The organism is Winogradskyella sp. A2, from assembly GCF_046762865.1.
Classification (GTDB): domain Bacteria; phylum Bacteroidota; class Bacteroidia; order Flavobacteriales; family Flavobacteriaceae; genus Winogradskyella.
The window spans coordinates 350,343-370,462 of sequence record NZ_JBKQXM010000001.1; the positions used below are offsets into that span (position 1 = coordinate 350,343).

The window sequence follows — 20,120 nt, forward strand, 5'->3', positions numbered from 1 at the left end:
ATGATAAAACGACTTATTGTAATAGCAATTACAATTATTAGTTCTTGTTCTTTCGCTCAGCAAGGCACAGCTTCACCTTATTCCTTTTATGGTATTGGAAGCCTTAAATTTAAAGGTACCGTAGAAAATAGAAGTATGGGAGGTATTAGCGTATATTTAGATAGTATTCATGTTAATCTTAGGAATCCAGCTTCTTACACTGGTAAAAATGTAGATGCCTATCCTTTTAATGGTGAAAGTAGACCTGTGAAGTTCACAGTCGCCGGAACCGTATCTGAAGTGAATTTAAAAGGAGATAATGCAGATGTAAATACTAACTCTGCAACTTTTGATTATCTAGCACTTTCCGTACCTTTAGGGAAATTTGGATTTGGATTTGGTCTTTTACCTTACACATCTGTTGGTTACAAGATAGAAGATATCAACGATGATGGTGATCTTGAATACAGATTTAATGGTGAAGGAGGTACCAACAGAGTTTTTGCCGGGTTTGGTTATCAGATTTCTAAATCATTAGGGATTGGTGTAGATGTAAATTATAATTTTGGAACAATTGAAAACTCAGCATTAGCCTTAGAGTATACACCTGAAGGCGAATTGGTGCAGTATCAAACCAGAGAGAATACACGTTCTGATGTTAGTGGATTAAATTTAAATTTTGGATTGGCATTTAAAACGATGCTTAATAATACGCTAGAGCTTTCTGCAACTGCAACATATGCACCAGAAAGTGAATTATCCTCGAGTAATGAGCGATCTTATTCTACATTGTTGTTTGATTCTTTTACAGGAAGCGAAATAATTAGAAATACGCTTGAAGAGGATTTAGAAGCACAAGGATTAGAGCAAACTAAAATTACTATACCTTCTAGATTGTCGTTTGGAGCGGGATTAGGTAAGTCAAAAAAATGGTTTGTAGGTGCCGAGTTTACGTATAGAAATACAAGTGATTTTTCAAATCCAATATTTGGTAATGAAATTTCTAGTTATGAAAACTCGTCTAAAATTGCCCTTGGTGGATTTTATATTCCCAACTATGATGCGTTCTCAGGCTATTTTAAACGTGTGGTTTACCGTGCAGGTGTTAACTTTGCAAATACTGGTTTAGTAGTAAAAGATGAGTCAATTAAGGAGTTTGGCATATCTTTTGGTCTAGGTTTACCAGTTGGCGACAGAAGTTTATTTTCAAATGCTAATTTAGGTGTAGAATTTGGACAGCGTGGTACAACAAATGAAAACTTAATTCAAGAGAATTTTATAAATTTCAACGTAAGTTTATCTTTGAACTCTAGATGGTTTCAACAAAGAAAGTATAACTAACAATAAATAATAAAGATGAAGACGAGAATTACATTATTGATGATTGCACTTTTTATGGGCTTCAATTTAAGTGTGGCACAACAAGATGAAGAGTGTATGAACAATCTATCAATATTTGATAGTTATGTTAAGAGTAAAAAGTATGATGATGCTTATGGGCCTTGGAATATTGTACGTAACAAATGTCCAAAATTCAATAGAGCAATTTATGCGCACGGTGAAAAAATCCTTAAGCATAAAATCAAAAATTCTAGCGGAGCAGATCAAGTAGCGCATATTAAAGACTTGCTTTTACTTTGGGACCAGGCAAGAGAGAACTTTGCGTCAAAGTATCCTTTAGGTGAGGTTGAGTCAGATAAGGCTCAGTTAACCTATAAGTATAGAAAAGAGCTTAATGCATCGGCAGATCAAATTTATAATATGTTTGATGGTGCTTACACTAAAGATGCTACAAACTTTACAAGTGCTCAGGGTTTATATACTTACTTTTCTTTAATAGTAGACTTGTATGATGCCAAAAAGAAAACAGCACAACAAATGTTTGATAAGTATGATGATGTAATCGAGGTGATTGAAAAACTTGAAAAGAGTTATACTGAAAAGTTAAATAAGCTTGTACAGAAGGAAGAAGGCGGTACTGATTTAACTAAGAAAGAAGCTAGTTACAAGAAAAATTACGAAGCAAATCTAGGAGCTTTTGAAAAAGTTACTTCTAGTATGGATACTAAATTAGGTCAAAGAGCTAATTGTGAAGTATTAATACCACTTTATCAAAAAGACTTCGAAGAGAATAAAAGTAATACAGTTTGGTTGCAACGTGCAATGAACAGAATGTTTGCTAAAGGATGTAAAGATGATCCATTATTCTTAAAGTTAGTTGAACAAAAGAACAGTATTGAGCCAAATGCAGATACAGCTTTCTATCTTTACTTACTTACTGGTGAACAAAAGTATTTTGATCAAACGGTTCAATTAGAGACTGATCCGCTTAGAAAGGCTAAGCTTTACAAAAAATTAGCTGATGACTTCAGAAAAAAAGGTAGTTACGGTAGAGCAAGACAATACTTTATGGAGTCTATAAAGCTAAATCCTTCAGACGGATCACCATATTTAAAAATTGCAAATATGTATGCAAAGTCTGCTAACAATTGTGGTACAGATAATTTTAGTAAAAGAGCAGTGTTTTGGTTAGCGGCAAGTACAGCAGAAAAAGCAGGACGTGTAGATGGTCGTTTAAGAAAAGCGGCTGCACAATCTGCAACAAGCTACAGAGCGAGTGCACCATCTAAGGCAGATATCTTTACAAAAGGTAATGCTGGTCAAACTATTAAAATAGGTTGTTGGATTCAGCGTTCGGTTAAAGTGCCAAACATTTAATGAATTCAGATAAAATAAATATTATGAAAAACCTAGTCACAGCAATTGCTGTGACTTTGTTTTTTTCATGTAAAAATAATTTTGACGAAGTGCAGAAAGTAGGCGTACTTCAAAACCAGCCAGTAGGCGAAGCTGAAAATATTGATTTAAAATACACAGAATTTGATGATGATTCTGTGAAACTTTTAGCTAACCTATTAAGCCCTAAAATGCTAGATTACTCTAATAGGGATTTTTCATTTTCTGAATTTCCTGAAGGTATTGAGCTTATTGTTTATGGCGATGATAATAAGCAAACAAAAATATTTGCTGACTATGCTATCATCTACAACGATACGGATATTATAGATCTTAGAGATAATGTAATTATCGCCACACATGATAACGACACCTTGTTGACAGACCAGCTTTATTACAATGAAAAGTTAGAATGGGTTTTTACAAATGAACCATTTACATATGGACCTTTACATGGTAATGGATTTGACTCAGATAAGGATTTCAAGAACTTTCAGATGTTAGAAATGGGTGGTGATTTTGAAATTGATAATTAACTATCTTTGTGCTCTAATCGATTTTTCTTAAATAATGAAATTATTAAAATTCTTCCAGTACGCATATTTGGTTATTGCATTTCTATTTCTTTATAAAGGTATTTCAGAATGGAGTACGGATAGAAATAGTGCTTATTTAAGCTTCTTTTTTACAGCCTTAGCTGTTTTTATGTTCTTTTTTAGGAAAAGATTTAGAAAAAAATTCGACGATCGAAATAATCAATAATTGATGACTACTGATATAGTCATAATTGTAATTTCATTACTGCTTTCAGCATTCTTCTCAGGAATGGAGATTGCCTATGTGTCCTCTAACAAAATCCATATAGAATTAGAGAAAAAACAAGGTGATTTCCTGGGTCAGGTTTTAACTAAACTCACAGCAAAACCATCAAAATATATTGCCACCATGCTGATTGGTAACAATATAGCATTAGTTATATATGGTTTGAAAATGGGTGATGTTTTGGTAAAATGGTTTCAATCAATGTTGCCAAATGATAGTGTTACATTAGAATACCTCCTTGTTGATTTACAACTATTAACTCAAACGGTAATATCCACAATTGTCATACTAATAACCGCTGAATTCTTACCAAAGGTGTTTTTTCAGATTTATGCTAACACACTATTGAAAGTATTAGCATTTCCGATGTATGTTTTTTATGTGATTTTCTCATTGATATCAGATCTTGTTATTTGGCTATCAGATATAATTTTAAAGTATGTTTTTAAAACAAAAGGAGAGGATGTAGCACTTGCTATGACTAAGGTTGAGCTTGGTAATTATATTAGTGAGCAAATGGAGTCTGTTGAAGACCATGAAGAGGTTGATAGTGAAATACAAATCTTTCAGAATGCGCTTGAATTTTCAGATGTTAAGGCTCGTGAAGTAATGATACCAAGAACGGAGATTACAGCAGTAGATATTAATGAATCTATTGAAAACCTAACGAACCTTTTTATTGAAACGGGAAGGACCAAAATCATTGTTTATAAAGATAATATTGATGATATCTTGGGTTATGTCCATGCTTTTGAGCTTTTCAAAAAACCAAAAAGTATTGGATCAATTATTATCCCTGTAAGTTTTGTTCCAGAAACTATTTTAATTAAAGATGTACTAAATATTTTAATTAAAAAGAGTCGTAGTATGACTGTTGTGATAGATGAATATGGTGGTACAAGTGGTATTATGACGGTTGAGGATATCATTGAAGAATTATTTGGTGAGATTGAAGACGAGCATGATACAATTGAATTGACCGAAGAGCAAATTGATGACACCCAATTTAGGTTTTCTGCTAGGTTAGAGGTAGACTACATAAATGAGACCTATAAGTTAAATCTACCTGAGAGTGAAAATTACGAAACCTTGGGAGGTTTAATTGTTCAGGTGGCACAAGAAATTCCGCAAGAAAAAGATGATGTGCAAATCGATAATTTCAAATTTACTATAGAGGAAGTATCAAGCACAAAAATTGATGTTGTTTTACTTAAAATTCTTGAAGTGGATTAAAACCGCATAACTCCTTTAAAAACTAGATTTCTCCTTTTATTATTTGCTAGAAAATGCTATTTTCGCAGACTTATTTATAGCAAATCAAAAGACTATGGCAGTTTTAAATAAAATTAGACAACGTTCGCTCGTTTTAATCCTTGTAATTGCAATGGCATTGTTTGCCTTTGTAATTGGTGATTTATTCAGAAATTCTGATGCATTGGCAGGAGGAAATCAAGATGTTATTGCAACCATTAATGGAAAAGACATCAATAGAACAGAATTTCAGCAGAAGGTTAAAAATTATCAAGATAGATCAGGAGGAAGGCAAACGTCTACTCAGGCAATGAATGCTATCTATAACCAAGAATTGCGTAAAATTTTATTAGATACAGAATTTGAAGAGTTAGGTTTGGCTGTTGAGAAGGATGAAATGAGAGATTTATTAAAAACTAGTTTCTCTTCTTATCCAGAATTCCAAGATGAAAATGGTCAGTTTGATGTTAACCGTTTAAATGCATTTATAGCAAATCTTAAGGATCTCAATGGAGAAACGGCTCCATTAGGCAATTTCTTGGTTAATTATGAAAGCTGGGCAAACAATGAACAAACTATTGCGACTAATGCTGTGCAACAATCGTATTACAATATGATTAAAGCTGGGATAGGAACAACAATTACAGAAGCTGAGGATGATTATTTTGGTGATGCTAAAACTGTAGATGTGCGTTATGTCCAATTACCTTACACAAGTATTGCAGATAGTTTAGTTAAAGTAACAAAGTCTGATATTAAAGAATACATTAAGGACAACGAGGATAAATTTAAAGTTGATGCAAGTAGAGAGTTAGTTTACGTAGAGTTTAAAGAAGAAGCTTCAACTGCAGACGAGGATAAAATAAAATTTGATTTAGTCGCACTTAAATCTGATAGACTAGAATATAATGATAGTAGCAAGAATACAGATACTATTCCTGGATTTGATAATGCTACAGATATTGAAGAATTTGTTAATTACTATTCAGATATAAAATACAGCGACACCTTCTTAAGAGAAGTGCAATTACCAGGTGTAGCTAAGGACAGTTTAATGAATTTGGAAGTTGGTGATTACTATGGTCCTTACAAAGACGGTGAGTATTACAAATTATCAAAACTAATTGAAGTTAAGCAATTGCCAGATTCAGTTAAGGTACGTCATATATTAGTGCCTTATGTTGGTGGCCAAAGAGCAGATGCTACTATAACTAAAACACCAGAAGAAGCCAAGAAGACAGCAGATAGTATTCTTGCAGAGATTACAAGTGGCCGTAAGAAATTCATGGATTTACTTGAGTTATCATCTGATAAAGTGAGTAATGAGAAAGATGGAGAAATAGAATTTGCTTATAATGCCGGTATGGCTCCAGAGTTTAAAGCTTATGCTTTTGATAATAAAGTAGGTGACGTTGATGTAGTCGGTACATCATTTGGTTATCATGTAATTGAAGTTTTAGAGCAAAAAGCCTTCAACAAAACATATAAATTAGCAACATTAGCAGATAAGATTGAACCATCAGAACAAACACTTCAAGATGTGTTTAACAAGATGTCTAAATTTGAGATTTCAGCAAAGGATGTTGATTTTAATGAGCTAGCAAAAGAACGTGAGTTAACTGTAAAGCCAATTACATTTAAAGAATTAGATGAAAACATACCAGGTTTAGGTAGTCAAAGAGAAATTGTAAGATGGGCTTTTGAAGAAGATACAGATGTAGGTGAGTTTAAGAATTTCCCAATTTCTGGATTTGGTTTTGTTGTTGCAAAATTAGTTGAGAAAAACGAAGAAGGATTAATGAGTGTTGAAGATGCTTCAATCACAGCATTACCTGAAATCAGAAAGCAAAAGAAAGCGCAGATGATTCGTGAGAAAATCTCTGCGGCGAACGTTAATGAAATAGCCTCAAATCAAGGGCAAAGTCCACGAACGGCTTCAGCACTTACAATTAAAAGTACAACATTATCAGGTGCAGGAGTTGAGCCAAAAGTAGTAGGTGCAGCATTTGGTCTTGCAGAAGGGGAAACTTCTAAACCAATTGATGGAGATAGAGGTGTGTATGTTGTTGAGGTAACAAAAATTAATGATGCGACTAAGCTAGATAACTATAATGCTATCATTAATAGATTAAATAACGAAATAAGAAATACAGTACAAGCCAAAGTATATAAAGCATTAGAAAACGCTGCTGATATTGAAGATAATAGAGCTAAGACAGTATATTAAACATAATTAGTTTAAATTATCAAATAAGCCTTGCAGTGATGTGAGGCTTATTTTATTTTAAAACCATTTGATTATAAGGTATAACTATACTATACCCTTTTGACCTGAAGTAACTGGTAGGATCTGTTTTAGATGAAACCAAAACAAAATCTCCACCCCAAGCTCCAAGACTTTTTATAGTTCCGTTAAAATCATTGAATAAATAGGATTTGATTGGCTCTAAACCTATAAGTTTAGATATGATGCTTTCATGTTCATCTAAAAGCTGGCTAAATAGGTCAATGGTATCTACTTTAATTATTGTCTCAGTAATTAGATTTATTTTATTTAAAATAGATGAATCTAATTTTCCTTTGCTACGATAATTAGCTATACCCTCTCTGCTGTTTTGTTTTTGTTCTAAATAAACGAAATAAAGATTGTTAGAAAACGAAGGGTTAAAATTGACTAATTCAACTCTAGGATTATATTTAACATTTAATTGATAGGTAATAGGACTGTTGTTTTGAGCACAAGCAATATCGTATCCGCTGCCATCAAATGTTATATCCAATAATTCGTAAGCATTTACATCAGCCCAATTGGCTATATTATTTATTAAAGTAGATGAGGTTCCTAAACCCCAAAATCTATTGAAATCTTGTTTAGTTATGATATCATATCCTTGGTCATTCCTCAAAAAATCCGGATTAAGTTTTTGAGTTGCCTTTAATATTTGGAGCAAACGATCCGATATTGGATTTTTAGATTTGTGATTCTGATATTCTATTTCCTCATTCAAATCAAAATTATCTTCAAACCAAATTTCATTTAATTCATTAAAACTTTTCCAGTTGATTTTGTTAGAATTATTTTCAATAACCTCTAAGCTTTGACCATACTTTGTCGGTATTGCTAATGCCTTTGCGCCATCAAGTACAGCATATTCTGCTGTAAGTAACAATTTACCGTTGCTTCTATAGGTTTTCAAATTAACGTCTTAAATTTTCGATAGCATCAACTACGGCACTATGCGTAACCGTATTGGTTTTAAAGTGTTCTACTAGTTTTGTTTTTTCTTCAGTTGTTGCTTCAAACTGATTTAGAATATTCATTAAATGCATTTTCATATGACCTTGCTGAATACCTGTAGTTGTTAAGGATTTAACTGCGCCAAAGTTTTGGGCTAAACCAGCTACGGCGACAATTTGCATTAGTTCTTTTGCAGTTGGATTTTTAAGTAATTCTAATGAAAACTTTACTAGAGGATGTAATCTAGTTAATCCACCGACAGTACCCAACGCAAGAGGAATCTCAATCCAAAATTTAAACAAACCGTTATCAATTGTGCAATGTGTTAGACTTAAATATTTTCCATTTCTTGCTGCATAGGCATGCACACCAGCCTCAACTGCTCTAAAATCATTACCAGTTGCCAATACCACAGCGTCAATACCATTCATTATTCCTTTGTTATGGGTTACAGCTCTGTATGGTTCTACTTCTGCAATACTTACGGCTTGTTTGAATTTCTTAGCAAATATTTCCGGATTTGGAATATCCTTACTTTTTAAATCTTTAATGGGACATGATACTTCTGCTCTAACCAAACAATTTGGAACATAGTTAGATAAGATGCTCATAACAACATCTATAGATTTTTCTTCATCATTAAAATCAACATTTTTCAATGCTTCGTTCTTTAAGGTGCTAGCAAATTGCTCTAAGCAAGAATTTATAAAATTAGCACCCATAGCATCTAGAGTTTCAAAAGAAGCATGGAGTTGATAGTAGTTATCTATGTCATTTGTTTTATTTCTTAATTCAATATCCAATATGCCACCACCGCGACGTTCCATATTTTTTGTAATGTCTTTTGAAGCTTCAATTAATTTAGGTTTGACATCATCGAAAAAACCCTTTAGCTTTTCAAAATCACCTTTGTAAATAAAATGGACTTGTCCAATTTTAGTAGTAGAAATAACTTTGGTTTTAAATCCACCACGTTCCAACCAAAATTTAGAGGCTTTACTTGCTGCTGCAACGACTGAGCTTTCTTCAATAGCCATTGGTATGGCATATAATGAATCATTTATTGAGAAATTTGGAGCAACACCTAATGGTAAGTAATAATTGGTTATTGTATTTTCAATAAACTCATCATGAAGCTTTTGAAGTTTTTTATCAGTGTTCCAGTACTTTTTTACAAGGTCCCGTGATGCCTCAATATTGGTAAAATATGTATTTAGAAGCCATTCAATTTTTTCTGATTTTGAAAGCTTTGAAAAGCCAACTATCATATTAGACATAATCCTTTAAATTTAAAAAACACAAAGATACTGAGGATTGGTATAAAACATGTGTTTTTACCTTCAATATTGCGGATTTACTGTTAATAAAGGCGGTTTTTTGCATTATTTTTAGTAAACTTGACATCGTTATTTTGAAAATTGTATATATGAAATTGAAACATACTCTAGCTATTATTAGCTTTATTACTACTTCTTTAATTTACTGTCAAAATAAGCAAATAACACTTGAAGAAATTTGGAGTGGTGCCTTTAGAACTGAAGGAATGCAAGCTCTACATTCTATGAATAACGGAAAACAATATTCCATTTTGAATTTTGATAGGCAAACAAGAAATTCAACAATAGATATTTATGATTATAAAACCTTAAAAAAAGAAAAAACCTTAGTGTCTTCTGAAGAGATAGAAGAAATTAAAGGTTTTTTTGATTATACATTCAGTCTAGACGAGTCCAAAGTAATATTAACAGCAAATGAGGTGCCTATTTTTAGACGCTCTAGATTAGGTGAATATTATGTATATGATATCAACGCCAAGTCCCTAGTAAAAGTTTCTGACCAATTGGTACAAGAACCAACCTTGTCTCCAGATGCATCTAAAATTGCTTATGGATTTGAAAACAACCTATACATTAAAGATCTTACGACTGGAGCTGTTGAGCAAATAACCTTTGATGGTGAAAAGAACAAGATCATAAACGGTATCACAGATTGGGTATATGAGGAGGAATTTAGTTTTGTAAGAGCTTTTGATTGGAATGTAGATAGTAATCAAATAGCATTTATTCGTTTTGATGAAACCAATGTACCAGAGTTTTCCATGGATGTTTACGGTTCAGATTTGTACCAAACCCAACAAGTATTTAAGTATCCAAAAGCTGGTGAGACCAATTCTATAGTATCACTACATCTATACGATTTAAATACTAAGACATTAAGTGAATTGAATGTTGGTAAATCTTATACAGATTTTTATATACCAAGAATAAACTGGACTAAGGATGCAAATTTATTGAGTGCTCAATATATGAATAGACATCAGAATGAGCTTGATCTTTGGATGATTAATACCCAATCTAAGACTTCAATATTAGCACTCGAAGAAAAGGACAAAGCTTATATAGACGTAACCTTTGATCTCACATTCCTAAAGGATAATAGTTTTATTTGGACCAGCGAAAAAGACGGTTTCAATCATATTTATCATTATTCTAAAGAAGGTGATTTATTAAATCAGGTAACCAATGGGAATTGGGAAGTAACCAATTATTATGGCTTTAATGAAAAGGCAAATACTATTTATTTTCAATCCACTGAAAACGGTTCTATCAATAGAGATATTTATTCAATTAAACTGAATGGCAAAAACAAGAAGCGTTTAACTAAATCTACAGGATCAAATAGTGCCTCATTCAGTGCAGATTTCACGTACTTTATAAATACGCATTCTAGCGCAACAACACCGCCAGAATACACATTAAATAGTGCAAAGTCAGGCGTGGTAGTAAAAAGTATTAAGGACAATGACAAATTAGCTCAAAAAATAGGTGACTACCAGACCTCTAAAAAAGTATTTTCTACCATTAATGTCAATGGCAATGATCTTAATATGTGGATGATTAAACCTGCAGATTTTGATGAAAGCAAAAAATATCCGTTGTTCATGTATCAATATTCAGGCCCAGGTTCACAGCAAGTTGCAAATCGTTGGAATGGCACAAATGATTATTGGTATCAAATGTTGGCACAAGAAGGCTACATTGTGGCTTGTGTTGATGGAAGAGGAACAGGTTTTAAAGGTTCAGATTTTAAGAAAGTAACTCAAAATGAGCTAGGTAAATATGAGTTGGAAGACCAAATAGCTGCTGCAAAGAAATTAGGAGATTTACCTTATATAGATGATTCTAGAATTGGAATTTGGGGATGGAGCTATGGTGGTTTTATGAGTAGTAATGCACTTTTCAAAGGAAATGATGTCTTTAATATGGCAATAGCAGTTGCGCCAGTTACAAGTTGGAGATTTTATGATACTATTTACACAGAGCGCTATATGACTACGCCTCAAGAAAACCCAAGTGGTTATGATGAAAATTCTCCAATAAACCATGTAGATAAACTAAAAGGTGATTTCTTGTTAATTCATGGTACAGGCGATGATAATGTACATGTACAGAATACTATGAGAATGGTTGAAGCTTTAATACAAGCAGATAAACAATTTGAATGGATGATCTATCCAGATAAAAATCATGGTATCTATGGTGGTAATACGAGGCTTCACTTGTACAAGAAAATGACTAATTTTATTCACGATACATTAGGTGATAAACGTGAAATTAAAAAAGAAGAAAACCAAGAAGCATCAAACATTAAAGGATAACTAACTAATAACTAACTAAATTAAATAATATGTCAACATTAATTAAACAACCACACCAAAGGGAGCTATTTGGTCATCCTGTAGGATTATTCGTTTTATTTTTTACAGAAATGTGGGAACGTTTCTCCTATTATGGAATGAGAGCTATACTTGTATTGTATTTGGTAGCTCAATCAACAGGTGATAATGCAGGTTTAGGATGGACAAATGGAGAAGCATTAGCCCTTTACGGATGGTATACCATGTTGGTATATGTAGCATCAATACCAGGTGGTTGGATAGCTGATAAATTTTTGGGCCAAAAGAAGTCAGTTCTTTATGGTGGAATTCTTTTAGTAGCTGGGCATAGTATTTTGGCTGTTGAACAGCTATGGGCATTTTATACAGGTCTTGGATTAATTATAGCTGGTGTCGGAATGTTAAAACCGAACATATCAACTATGGTAGGTGGCCTTTATAAGCAAGGTGATATTAGACGAGATAAAGGCTTTACTATTTTTTACATTGGTATTAATGTAGGAGCTTTTCTTTCAAGTTTAATCGTAGGATATGTTGGTGAGGTTCACGGATGGCATTATGGATTTGGACTTGCCGGAATTGGTATGGCCGCTGGATTAATTCAATATTTAGTTGGATTGAAATATTTAGAAAAAGTTGGGAATTTCCTTGGTACTTCTGAGAATAAATTAGAAAAGGAAGCAATGAATAAACCATTAACCAAAATCGAAAAAGATAGAATTGTTGTACTATTTATATCATTTTTACTTGTAATTGTTTTTTGGGGTGCTTTTGAACAAGCAGGTGGTTTAATGAATATCTATGCTTCAGAGAAAACAAATCGTGTGTTAATGGGATGGGAAGTTCCAGCGTCTTGGTTCCAATCCCTAAATGCCATGTTTATTATTTTCCTTGGTACTTCTGTAGCTGGCTATTGGGCAACACGTAAGTTAAGAGGTAAATTATCTACTGGCTTATTTAAAATGATAGTTGGGCTCATCATTATGGGTACAGGATTCTTTTTTATGACTGCTGCGGCAGGTCAATATGAAAGTGCGGGTTCTTCTGCAATGTATTGGTTAGTGCTTGCATATTTATTCCATACAATTGGTGAGTTATGTATTTCTCCAGTAGCATTATCCTATATTACGAAATTAGCCCCATTAAAGTATGCGTCTTTAATGATGGGTGTATATTTTGCCATGACTGGTTTTGGAAATAAACTTGCTGGATTACTTGGAGAGGCTTCTGAAAAATTAGGAGAATATACAATCTTTACTGGTATAGCAGTCTTCTGTGTGGTATTTGGACTATTAGTTATGGTATTCAGAAAGAAATTAGAAAGCCTTACACATGGAGCTGAAGATGATGAGCACGAAATGCTTGAGGCTGAAAAGTATGAGCTTGCAGATCCAGATATTAATAACTAAAAAATAGAGTATTCAACCCTTGTACAATAAAATTGTGCAAGGGTTTTTCTTTACTAACTAAACAATCAATTTTATGAGTAAATCATCCGAGAATTTTTTCGCCACCAAAGTTATGGGACATCCAGCTGGCTTGTTTGTTCTTTTCTTTACAGAAATGTGGGAACGTTTTTCTTACTACGGAATGCGCGCTATCCTTGTTATTTTTCTAACTGGTATGGTTACTGGTGATAATCCTGGTTGGGGTTGGAGCACAGAATCAGCATTATCCTTGTTAGGAACATATGCTTTATTTGTGTACCTCACACCAATAGTTGGTGGTTGGTTGGCAGATAATAAAATTGGTTATCGACTAGCAGTTGTCATAGGTGCGCTGTTAATGACTTTAGGCCATGCTTCCATGGCAGTCGAAACGCCGACATTTCTCTACATTGGTATTGCACTTTTAATACTAGGAAATGGCTTTTTTAAGCCTAATATGACATCTATTATTTCAAAAATGTATGAAGGTCATGATGAGAAAAAAGATGGTGCCTATAACATATTTTATATGGGTGTAAATGCGGGTGCCTTTATAGGAATTATGCTTTGTGGCTGGATAGGTGAAAAAATAGGGTGGAGCTATGGTTTTGGATTAGCTGGTATATTTATGTTTTTAGGCATGGTGCAGTTTTACTATGCACAACCATTATTTGGTGATGTTGGTGCGAAACCTAAAGATGAAGACAAAGGCATAATAGATACGCTTACGGATAACCTTGATGACACTAAAGAAAAAATCACTGGTAAGCTAAATAAGTTTGTTACGATAGATTATATTTTAATTACCATTTTTATTCTTTCAGCATTAATATTTATTGTCAATGACCCTTTAAGTAAAATAGGTGATATTAATGTACTTAATTTTACGGTTGCTGGCTTGACGGATTCTTTGTTTTTTGCACTACTCTCAGCGATTTTATTTATTGTTATCCTAATAGTTAGAATACCAAGATATGAAAAGGTGGTGCGCGATAGAATGATAGCTTTTACCATCTTCTGTATTTTTACCATCTTCTTTTGGGCAGCTTTTGAGCAAGCGGCAGGTTCCTTACCTCTATATACTAGAGATTTTACAGATAGATTATTGGTGGGTAACGCGGCAACAACATTTAAGGTCATTGATTTGATTGTTACAGTTGTGCCAATAGGAATAATAACTTATGTGTTAATTAGTCTTTTTAAACAGACCTTCAATAGAATTAGTTTTTCAAATATAGTTTTAGGAATTAGTTTCTTGATAGTTTGGGCTATTGTTATTTTTAAATTGTATACAGAATTTCAGTCAACAGAGACAGAAGTTCCGGTAACATGGTTCGCTATTTTAAATTCGCTATTTATTATAATTTTCGCACCGTTATTCACTAAATGGTGGGATAGTAAGTACAATCCACCAGCATCTGTTAAATATGGCTTAGGATTAATAATAATGGCAATAGGATTTGGTCTTTTGGCATTTGCAGCCAGAAACGTACCTCTGGGTGCAGAATCTGCTAAGCTTAGTATGATGTGGCTTGTGTTGGCATATTTATTTCACACTTTGGGCGAGCTGTGCTTGTCACCAATGGGATTATCATATTTGAGTAAGCTTATACCAGCTAGAATGGTAGCGTTTATGTTTGGTGTTTATTATTTAGCCATTGCAATAGGTAATAAAATGGCACATTACGTTGGCGGAGATATTGAAAAGATTTCAAATGAAAGTGGATTATCAAATTTCTTTTTAATCTTTACCATAGTACCTGTTGTTTTGGGATTAATTTCCTTCGCATTACATCCATTATTAAAACGACTAATGCATGGTGTTAGATAGGATCTTACCGTTAAAATAACTTAAAATGCTCCTATTTTGGAGCATTTTTTGTAAGTTCGGAACGAATATTGCAACAAATCGAATTATGAAGAAGCTACAACTAATAGTCACATTCTTGGCTTTTGGAGCCTTAATGTCGGTGCAAAATGCACCTGTAGAAAGTGAGACTGTAATTAATTGGCTTACCCTTGAAGAAGCTCTAGAATTACAGAAAAAGACACCAAAAAAGATATTTATGGATGTTTACACCAATTGGTGTGGACCTTGCAAATTACTAGATAAAAATACCTTTCACAATCCTGATGTGGTTAAGTATATAAACGAAAACTACTATGCTGTTAAATTTGATGCCGAAGGTAACTCTACAGTAACCTACAAGGACCGTACATTTAGCAATCCAAATTTTGATCCTGCTAAGGTAAAAAGACGTAATGGTGTACATGAGTTTACTCGATTTTTAAAGGTGAGTGCCTATCCATCCATGTTGTTTTTTGATGAAGAGGCCAATTATTTAACACCTGTTACTGGGTATTTAAAACCACAGCAATTAGAGTTATACCTAAAGTTGTTTGCAGAAGACAAGCATAAGGAAATGACAACTCAAGAGAAGTTTAATGACTATTACAGAGCCTTTAAACCAACATTTAAAGTAGTACAATAGGTAGTTATCTATTTTAGAATAAAAGCACCCTTTTCATTAGTGTAATGGAAAGGGATTTTTTTACCCTCACATGTAAGCATCCAACGATTTGCATAGGATTTATAGTTACTGGCATCAGCTATAATCATCTCTGGTTTTAAACTATCTATAAGGCGATTTAGATTTATTTTTGGTGAGTTCCTCAATAAAACCAGTTCGGGCTTAAAGCTTAAATTCTCATATACACCAACACTATCAACTATTAGTATTTTTTTGTTTTTGAATTGATAAATCGGTTGAATGCTATCTTCAATAACCTCTGATATTGATTCACCTACTTTGTAATTTGAAATTACATTATCAGAGCTTCTTTTTTCAGAATTTAAATTATGATGAACTAGGAGTTGATCATTCTGCTTATGGCCAACCATTGAGAATCTACTCTTGTTAAATACCAGAAATGCTTCACTCTGTCTTTGATGTTTGATTCGAATCATCACAATTTGAAAACCTATTATTCCAACAAAACAAATTGCTAACCATTTAAACGTCTTCTCTTTAAAAGTTTGGGTAATTCCGATGGTTATCAAATACGCTAATAGCACCTGAAGTAGGGTAAATGGTATATCCTTTAAAAGGAAATCTTCAAATTGAGCAATCCAAGCAATAAAACCATTTAAAGAGTTAATAATAAAACTATAAGTTTCAACAATAATAGAATGTAAACCACCTAGTAAAGCAAGGATAATAACAAGCAATCCAAAGCCAAGAATTAAACTTAAAAAAGGAATAACTACTAAGTTTGAGATAAAGAATAGTCCAGGAAATTGATGAAAGTAAAAAAGACTTATTGGTACAACGCCTATTTGTGCGGCCAACGTTACCGTAAAGATTTGCCACAATTTATCGCTAACTAAAAACTTAGGCCTCCATAATTTGTATAGCATAGGTTGAATACTAACTATACCAAAAACAGCCAAATAGCTTAGCTGGAAACCAACTTCAAATAAAAATGTAGGCTTAAACAACAGAATTACAAAAGCCGAAATAATTAGAGTATTGTAAATATTGGTCGGCCGTTTATAGTGCATGGCAATACTTATTATGCTGAACATAGTTACTGCTCTTGTAACAGAAGGTGATAGGCCTGCAATGACAGCAAAAGACCAAAGTAAAGTGATAATGACTAATGGTCTTAAAACGTTACCTCTTTTTAGATACAATAATGGTCTGAAAATAAAATTAAGAATCCACAATAAGATTCCAACATGTAAACCTGAAACAGCTAAAATATGTATAGTTCCGGCGTTGACATAGTTGTTGTAAATACTTTTGTCTATGGATTGTCTTTGACCCAGCAATAATGCATTGATAATACTTAAAACATCTTTTTTAAAACCTGCTTCAGTTAGTTTTATATTAATTGTAGCCCTTAATTTATCGGCCAAACCATAAATAGTACTTTTAGAATTATCAAGTAGAAATATATTATTATGTGTTAAGTATAATTGGTGATATACCTGTTTTAATTCCAAATATTTACTGTAATCAAATTGATGTGGGTTAAGAGGTTTTTGAATATTGTTTAGGGTTGCCGTGGTATATAGAATATCATCAACACCTAGAGGTGTTTTTAAACTGTCATGTTTAATGTTAATTAGTATTTTGCCAGAAGCCGACTTACCATTTAATGAATTTATTTCAACAATATACTTTTCGTTATAGAGGTCTGGCTTAAGACGCTCATTTACCTTAAAGATAATTTGACTGTTATCGTTTTTAATTATTTGATTAGTATAGTGTGTAGTTCTTGATTTTTCCTCGTTTATGTTATAAGCATTTACGCCTATGCAAAACATACATAAATAAACTAGTGTTCCAAATATGGGTAGTCTGTTAATCTTATTTTTTAAAACAAACCACAATATTCCAATTGCAAATAATAGCACAGTTGTGGTGAATAAAAACAACTTCTGATTCAATTTTAGATAATGTGCGAGTATTATGCCGAGAATAAGGCAAAAGGTTAGCTTTATAATATTGAAATTGAGGAGCTTCATTAAAATGAACTCCTAAAATAAGAAAAGAATTACAATATCCGTCTCGCCTGTACAAAGGCAAAATACCAATAACGCTCTGCCAATGAGGAAACCATTACACCCTTACTACTGGATGCATGTATAAATTCGATGTTACCAGTGCGCACGTTGGTAACAATACCAACATGGTTTACTTTTCTGCTATTTTTCTTGGTGGCAAAAAACACCAGGTCACCTACATTAACCTCTTTAATATCTATCCAATTTCCGGTAGATTTTAAATCGGTAGTGGTTCTAGGTAGATCAATATTATGTTCCTTAAAACTGGTATAAATTAGACCAGAACAGTCCATACCACGTTTTGTTGTACCACCATATTTATAGCGTGTACCGTTAAAAGATTTTGCATATTTTACTATTGAGCTGGCTTCTTTGGTAGGTTTAGCTTTAGTGTTTACAATTATGGATTTGGTAGTTGTTTTGTTAGCAGTGTATTTCTTTTTAGACTTGCAGCTACAAAAGCATAAAAAGACTATAAAAATTAAAAGTACTTTTTTCATACTAAGAAACTGCTTCATAAATTAATTTAGCTGCATTTTCACTTGCCCCTTTACCACCTAGTCTTTGCTCAAGTTCGTAATAATCTAAATATAACTGCTCACGCTTTTCAGAGTTTAAAATTGCTTTGAGCTCTTTTTTTAACCTGTTCTTATTCAAATCTCCTTGTATAAGTTCCGTTACAACTTCTCTATCCATTATTAAGTTCACCAAAGAAATATATTTTAAAGTGATTATTCGTTTGGCAATTTGATAAGAAATAGCATTGGCTTTATAACACACTACCTGCGGAACTTTATACAATGCTGTTTCTAAGGTAGCTGTGCCAGAAGTCACTAAAGCAGCATTAGAAACACTTAGTAAATCATATGTTTTGTTAGATATAAAACCAACGTTTTCTTGTTTTATGAACTGTTTATAAAATTCATAATCTTGACTAGGTGCACCGGCTATAACAAATTGATAATCCTTAAAATCATCGACTATACTTAACATAACGCCTAGCATCTTGGTAATTTCTTGTTTTCTGCTACCTGGTAATAAAGCAATTATTGGTTTATTACTTAGATTATTTGATTTTCTAAATTGGTTTTCATCTACTTGTGGTCTATCCGAAATGGCATCAATTAATGGATGACCAACAAAATTGACTTCATAATTATGTGTTTTGTAAAATTCCTTTTCAAAAGGTAAGATGCAATACATAGCATCTACATCACGTTTAATTTTTTCTACTCTTTTAGCTCTTGATGCCCATACCTGTGGAGAAATATAATAATGGGTTTTAAATCCTTCAACTTTTGCCCATTTTGCAATTCGTAGATTAAAACCAGAATTATCAATAAAAATAATTACATCTGGCTTAAAGGAAGCAATATCTGTCTTACAAAACTTTATTAAACCCAAGATTTTTCTAAGATTAAAAATCACCTCGGCAAAGCCCATAAACTGACGTTCTTTATAGTGCTTCACTAAAGTACCACCAACTTCTTGCATTAAGTCGCCTCCCCAAAATCTAATGTCTGCATTTTTATCCTGTTTGTAGAGTGCTTTCATGAGGTTTGACCCATGTAAGTCTCCCGAAGCTTCACCTACTACTATATAATATTTCATATTGAAAATAGATTATTGGTTTTCTTCATTGAGTTGCCATGTGTTTAGGTTTTGAATAGTATGATGAGCGGTTAAATCAAATTGTACTGGTACAACTGATATATAACCATTTGCCAAAGCCCATTCATCAGTGTCTTCTCCATGGTCCATGTTTACGAATTTTCCTGTTAACCAATAATATTCACGACCCATAGGATTGGTACGTTTGTCAAATTCTTCTTTCCAATTTGCACGTGCCTGCCTGCACACTTTTATCCCTTTTATATCTCTTTTTTGAAGTTTTGGTATGTTTACATTTAAAACAACACCATCTGGAAGTCCATGTTTTAAGACTTCTCTCGTAATAGTTTCAACAAACGACTTGCAGTGCTCAAAATTAGCACTCCAATTATAATCTAAAAGTGAAAAACCAATGGCAGGTATACTCTCTATACCAGCTTCTAAGGCAGCACTCATTGTGCCAGAATAAATTACATTGATTGAAGAATTTGAACCATGGTTGATGCCAGAAACACAAATGTCTGGTCTTCTATCTAATATTTCGTTTACTGCCAGTTTTACACAATCTGCAGGTGTCCCAGAACAACTATATTCAGGCTGTTTTCCGTCAATCGTAACTTTTTCAATATGCAAGGTTGAATTGATTGTAATGGCATGTCCCATTGCACTTTGAGGGCTGTCTGGTGCTACTACAACGACGTCGCCAATCACATTCATTATACTAATTAAAGTACGTAATCCTGGTGCAGTTATACCATCATCATTTGTAACTAAAATTAAAGGGCGATGAGACATTGTGAATCATTTTTA

16 protein-coding genes are annotated in these 20,120 nt (G+C 33.1%); 10 read left to right on the forward strand and 6 right to left on the reverse strand.

Annotated elements, in window-relative coordinates; translation table 11 throughout:
* The 6 genes from ACFWV9_RS01465 to ACFWV9_RS01490 all read left to right on the forward strand — a co-directional run bounded on the left by ACFWV9_RS01465 (position 1) and on the right by ACFWV9_RS01490 (position 7,015).
* Positions 1-1,320, forward strand: a complete 1,320-nt coding sequence (locus ACFWV9_RS01465; RefSeq protein WP_411893456.1) for a hypothetical protein — start codon at positions 1-3, stop codon at positions 1,318-1,320.
* 15 nt (positions 1,321-1,335) lie between these two features.
* On the forward strand, positions 1,336-2,697 hold the full coding sequence (locus ACFWV9_RS01470) for a hypothetical protein (RefSeq protein WP_411893457.1): 1,362 nt from the start codon (positions 1,336-1,338) through the stop codon (positions 2,695-2,697).
* A gap of 23 nt (positions 2,698-2,720) precedes the next feature.
* Complete coding sequence (gene lptC / locus ACFWV9_RS01475) at positions 2,721-3,251, forward strand: LPS export ABC transporter periplasmic protein LptC (RefSeq protein ID WP_411893458.1); 531 nt, start codon at positions 2,721-2,723, stop codon at positions 3,249-3,251.
* A gap of 34 nt (positions 3,252-3,285) precedes the next feature.
* Positions 3,286-3,477, forward strand: a complete 192-nt coding sequence (locus ACFWV9_RS01480) for a hypothetical protein (RefSeq protein WP_411893459.1) — start codon at positions 3,286-3,288, stop codon at positions 3,475-3,477.
* A 3-nt stretch (positions 3,478-3,480) separates the two neighbouring features.
* Positions 3,481-4,770 (forward strand): hemolysin family protein, encoded by a 1,290-nt coding sequence (locus tag ACFWV9_RS01485; RefSeq protein WP_411893460.1) that lies wholly within the window; start codon positions 3,481-3,483, stop codon positions 4,768-4,770.
* A gap of 94 nt (positions 4,771-4,864) precedes the next feature.
* The gene (locus tag ACFWV9_RS01490; protein WP_411893461.1) at positions 4,865-7,015 is read left to right on the forward strand and encodes a SurA N-terminal domain-containing protein; all 2,151 of its coding nucleotides are present in this window, start codon (positions 4,865-4,867) and stop codon (positions 7,013-7,015) included.
* 52 nt (positions 7,016-7,067) lie between these two features.
* Here the strand turns inward: ACFWV9_RS01490 and ACFWV9_RS01495 are convergent, their stop codons facing one another.
* Positions 7,068-7,985: a GYDIA family GHMP kinase gene (locus ACFWV9_RS01495; RefSeq protein WP_411893462.1), complete on the reverse strand. Its 918-nt coding sequence runs from the start codon at positions 7,983-7,985 to the stop codon at positions 7,068-7,070.
* Position 7,986: 1 nt separating this feature from the next.
* Entirely contained in the window at positions 7,987-9,303 is a 1,317-nt protein-coding gene (locus tag ACFWV9_RS01500; RefSeq protein ID WP_411893463.1) for a hydroxymethylglutaryl-CoA reductase, degradative, read from the reverse strand.
* Between the two features lie 149 nt (positions 9,304-9,452).
* On the opposite strand from ACFWV9_RS01500, the gene ACFWV9_RS01505 reads away from it, so the two are divergent.
* The 4 genes from ACFWV9_RS01505 (at position 9,453) to ACFWV9_RS01520 (ending at position 15,621) form a co-directional block, all read left to right on the forward strand.
* Positions 9,453-11,684 carry a S9 family peptidase gene (locus ACFWV9_RS01505; protein ID WP_411893464.1) on the forward strand — a complete coding sequence of 744 codons (2,232 nt, stop codon included), beginning with the start codon at positions 9,453-9,455 and terminating at the stop codon, positions 11,682-11,684.
* Positions 11,685-11,713: 29 nt separating this feature from the next.
* Positions 11,714-13,111 (forward strand): peptide MFS transporter, encoded by a 1,398-nt coding sequence (locus tag ACFWV9_RS01510; protein WP_411893465.1) that lies wholly within the window; start codon positions 11,714-11,716, stop codon positions 13,109-13,111.
* A gap of 73 nt (positions 13,112-13,184) precedes the next feature.
* Positions 13,185-14,960 (forward strand): peptide MFS transporter, encoded by a 1,776-nt coding sequence (locus tag ACFWV9_RS01515; RefSeq protein WP_411893466.1) that lies wholly within the window; start codon positions 13,185-13,187, stop codon positions 14,958-14,960.
* 85 nt (positions 14,961-15,045) lie between these two features.
* Entirely contained in the window at positions 15,046-15,621 is a 576-nt protein-coding gene (locus ACFWV9_RS01520; protein WP_411893467.1) for a thioredoxin family protein, read from the forward strand.
* A gap of 8 nt (positions 15,622-15,629) precedes the next feature.
* On the opposite strand, the gene ACFWV9_RS01525 is transcribed toward ACFWV9_RS01520, so the two are convergent.
* Genes ACFWV9_RS01525 through surE form a run of 4 tightly spaced genes read right to left on the reverse strand, consistent with a single transcriptional unit; the run spans position 15,630 to position 20,105 of the window.
* The gene (locus ACFWV9_RS01525) at positions 15,630-17,660 is read right to left on the reverse strand and encodes a ComEC/Rec2 family competence protein (RefSeq protein WP_411893468.1); all 2,031 of its coding nucleotides are present in this window, start codon (positions 17,658-17,660) and stop codon (positions 15,630-15,632) included.
* Positions 17,661-17,689: 29 nt separating this feature from the next.
* Positions 17,690-18,199: a C40 family peptidase gene (locus ACFWV9_RS01530; protein WP_411893469.1), complete on the reverse strand. Its 510-nt coding sequence runs from the start codon at positions 18,197-18,199 to the stop codon at positions 17,690-17,692.
* Between the two features lies 1 nt (position 18,200).
* Positions 18,201-19,310, reverse strand: coding sequence for a lipid-A-disaccharide synthase (gene lpxB, locus ACFWV9_RS01535; protein ID WP_411893470.1), 1,110 nt, complete (start codon positions 19,308-19,310; stop codon positions 18,201-18,203).
* A 12-nt stretch (positions 19,311-19,322) separates the two neighbouring features.
* The gene (gene surE / locus ACFWV9_RS01540) at positions 19,323-20,105 is read right to left on the reverse strand and encodes a 5'/3'-nucleotidase SurE (protein WP_411893471.1); all 783 of its coding nucleotides are present in this window, start codon (positions 20,103-20,105) and stop codon (positions 19,323-19,325) included.
* Between the last annotated feature and the right edge of the window lie 15 nt (positions 20,106-20,120).

Excerpts from the sequence above, each read along its gene's own strand:
- ACFWV9_RS01515 (WP_411893466.1), top strand. The coding sequence starts at position 13,185 with ATGAGTAAATCATCCGAGAATTTTTTCGCCACCAAAGTTATGGGACAT.
- ACFWV9_RS01520 (WP_411893467.1), top strand. The coding sequence starts at position 15,046 with ATGAAGAAGCTACAACTAATAGTCACATTCTTGGCTTTTGGAGCCTTA.
- ACFWV9_RS01485 (WP_411893460.1), top strand. The coding sequence starts at position 3,481 with ATGACTACTGATATAGTCATAATTGTAATTTCATTACTGCTTTCAGCA.
- ACFWV9_RS01510 (WP_411893465.1), top strand. The coding sequence starts at position 11,714 with ATGTCAACATTAATTAAACAACCACACCAAAGGGAGCTATTTGGTCAT.
- ACFWV9_RS01505 (WP_411893464.1), top strand. The coding sequence starts at position 9,453 with ATGAAATTGAAACATACTCTAGCTATTATTAGCTTTATTACTACTTCT.
- ACFWV9_RS01500 (WP_411893463.1), bottom strand. The coding sequence starts at position 9,303 with ATGTCTAATATGATAGTTGGCTTTTCAAAGCTTTCAAAATCAGAAAAA.
- ACFWV9_RS01490 (WP_411893461.1), top strand. The coding sequence starts at position 4,865 with ATGGCAGTTTTAAATAAAATTAGACAACGTTCGCTCGTTTTAATCCTT.
- lptC (WP_411893458.1), top strand. The coding sequence starts at position 2,721 with ATGAAAAACCTAGTCACAGCAATTGCTGTGACTTTGTTTTTTTCATGT.
- ACFWV9_RS01465 (WP_411893456.1), top strand. The coding sequence starts at position 1 with ATGATAAAACGACTTATTGTAATAGCAATTACAATTATTAGTTCTTGT.
- ACFWV9_RS01530 (WP_411893469.1), bottom strand. The coding sequence starts at position 18,199 with ATGAAAAAAGTACTTTTAATTTTTATAGTCTTTTTATGCTTTTGTAGC.
- lpxB (WP_411893470.1), bottom strand. The coding sequence starts at position 19,310 with ATGAAATATTATATAGTAGTAGGTGAAGCTTCGGGAGACTTACATGGG.
- ACFWV9_RS01525 (WP_411893468.1), bottom strand. The coding sequence starts at position 17,660 with ATGAAGCTCCTCAATTTCAATATTATAAAGCTAACCTTTTGCCTTATT.
- ACFWV9_RS01470 (WP_411893457.1), top strand. The coding sequence starts at position 1,336 with ATGAAGACGAGAATTACATTATTGATGATTGCACTTTTTATGGGCTTC.
- surE (WP_411893471.1), bottom strand. The coding sequence starts at position 20,105 with ATGTCTCATCGCCCTTTAATTTTAGTTACAAATGATGATGGTATAACT.
- ACFWV9_RS01480 (WP_411893459.1), top strand. The coding sequence starts at position 3,286 with ATGAAATTATTAAAATTCTTCCAGTACGCATATTTGGTTATTGCATTT.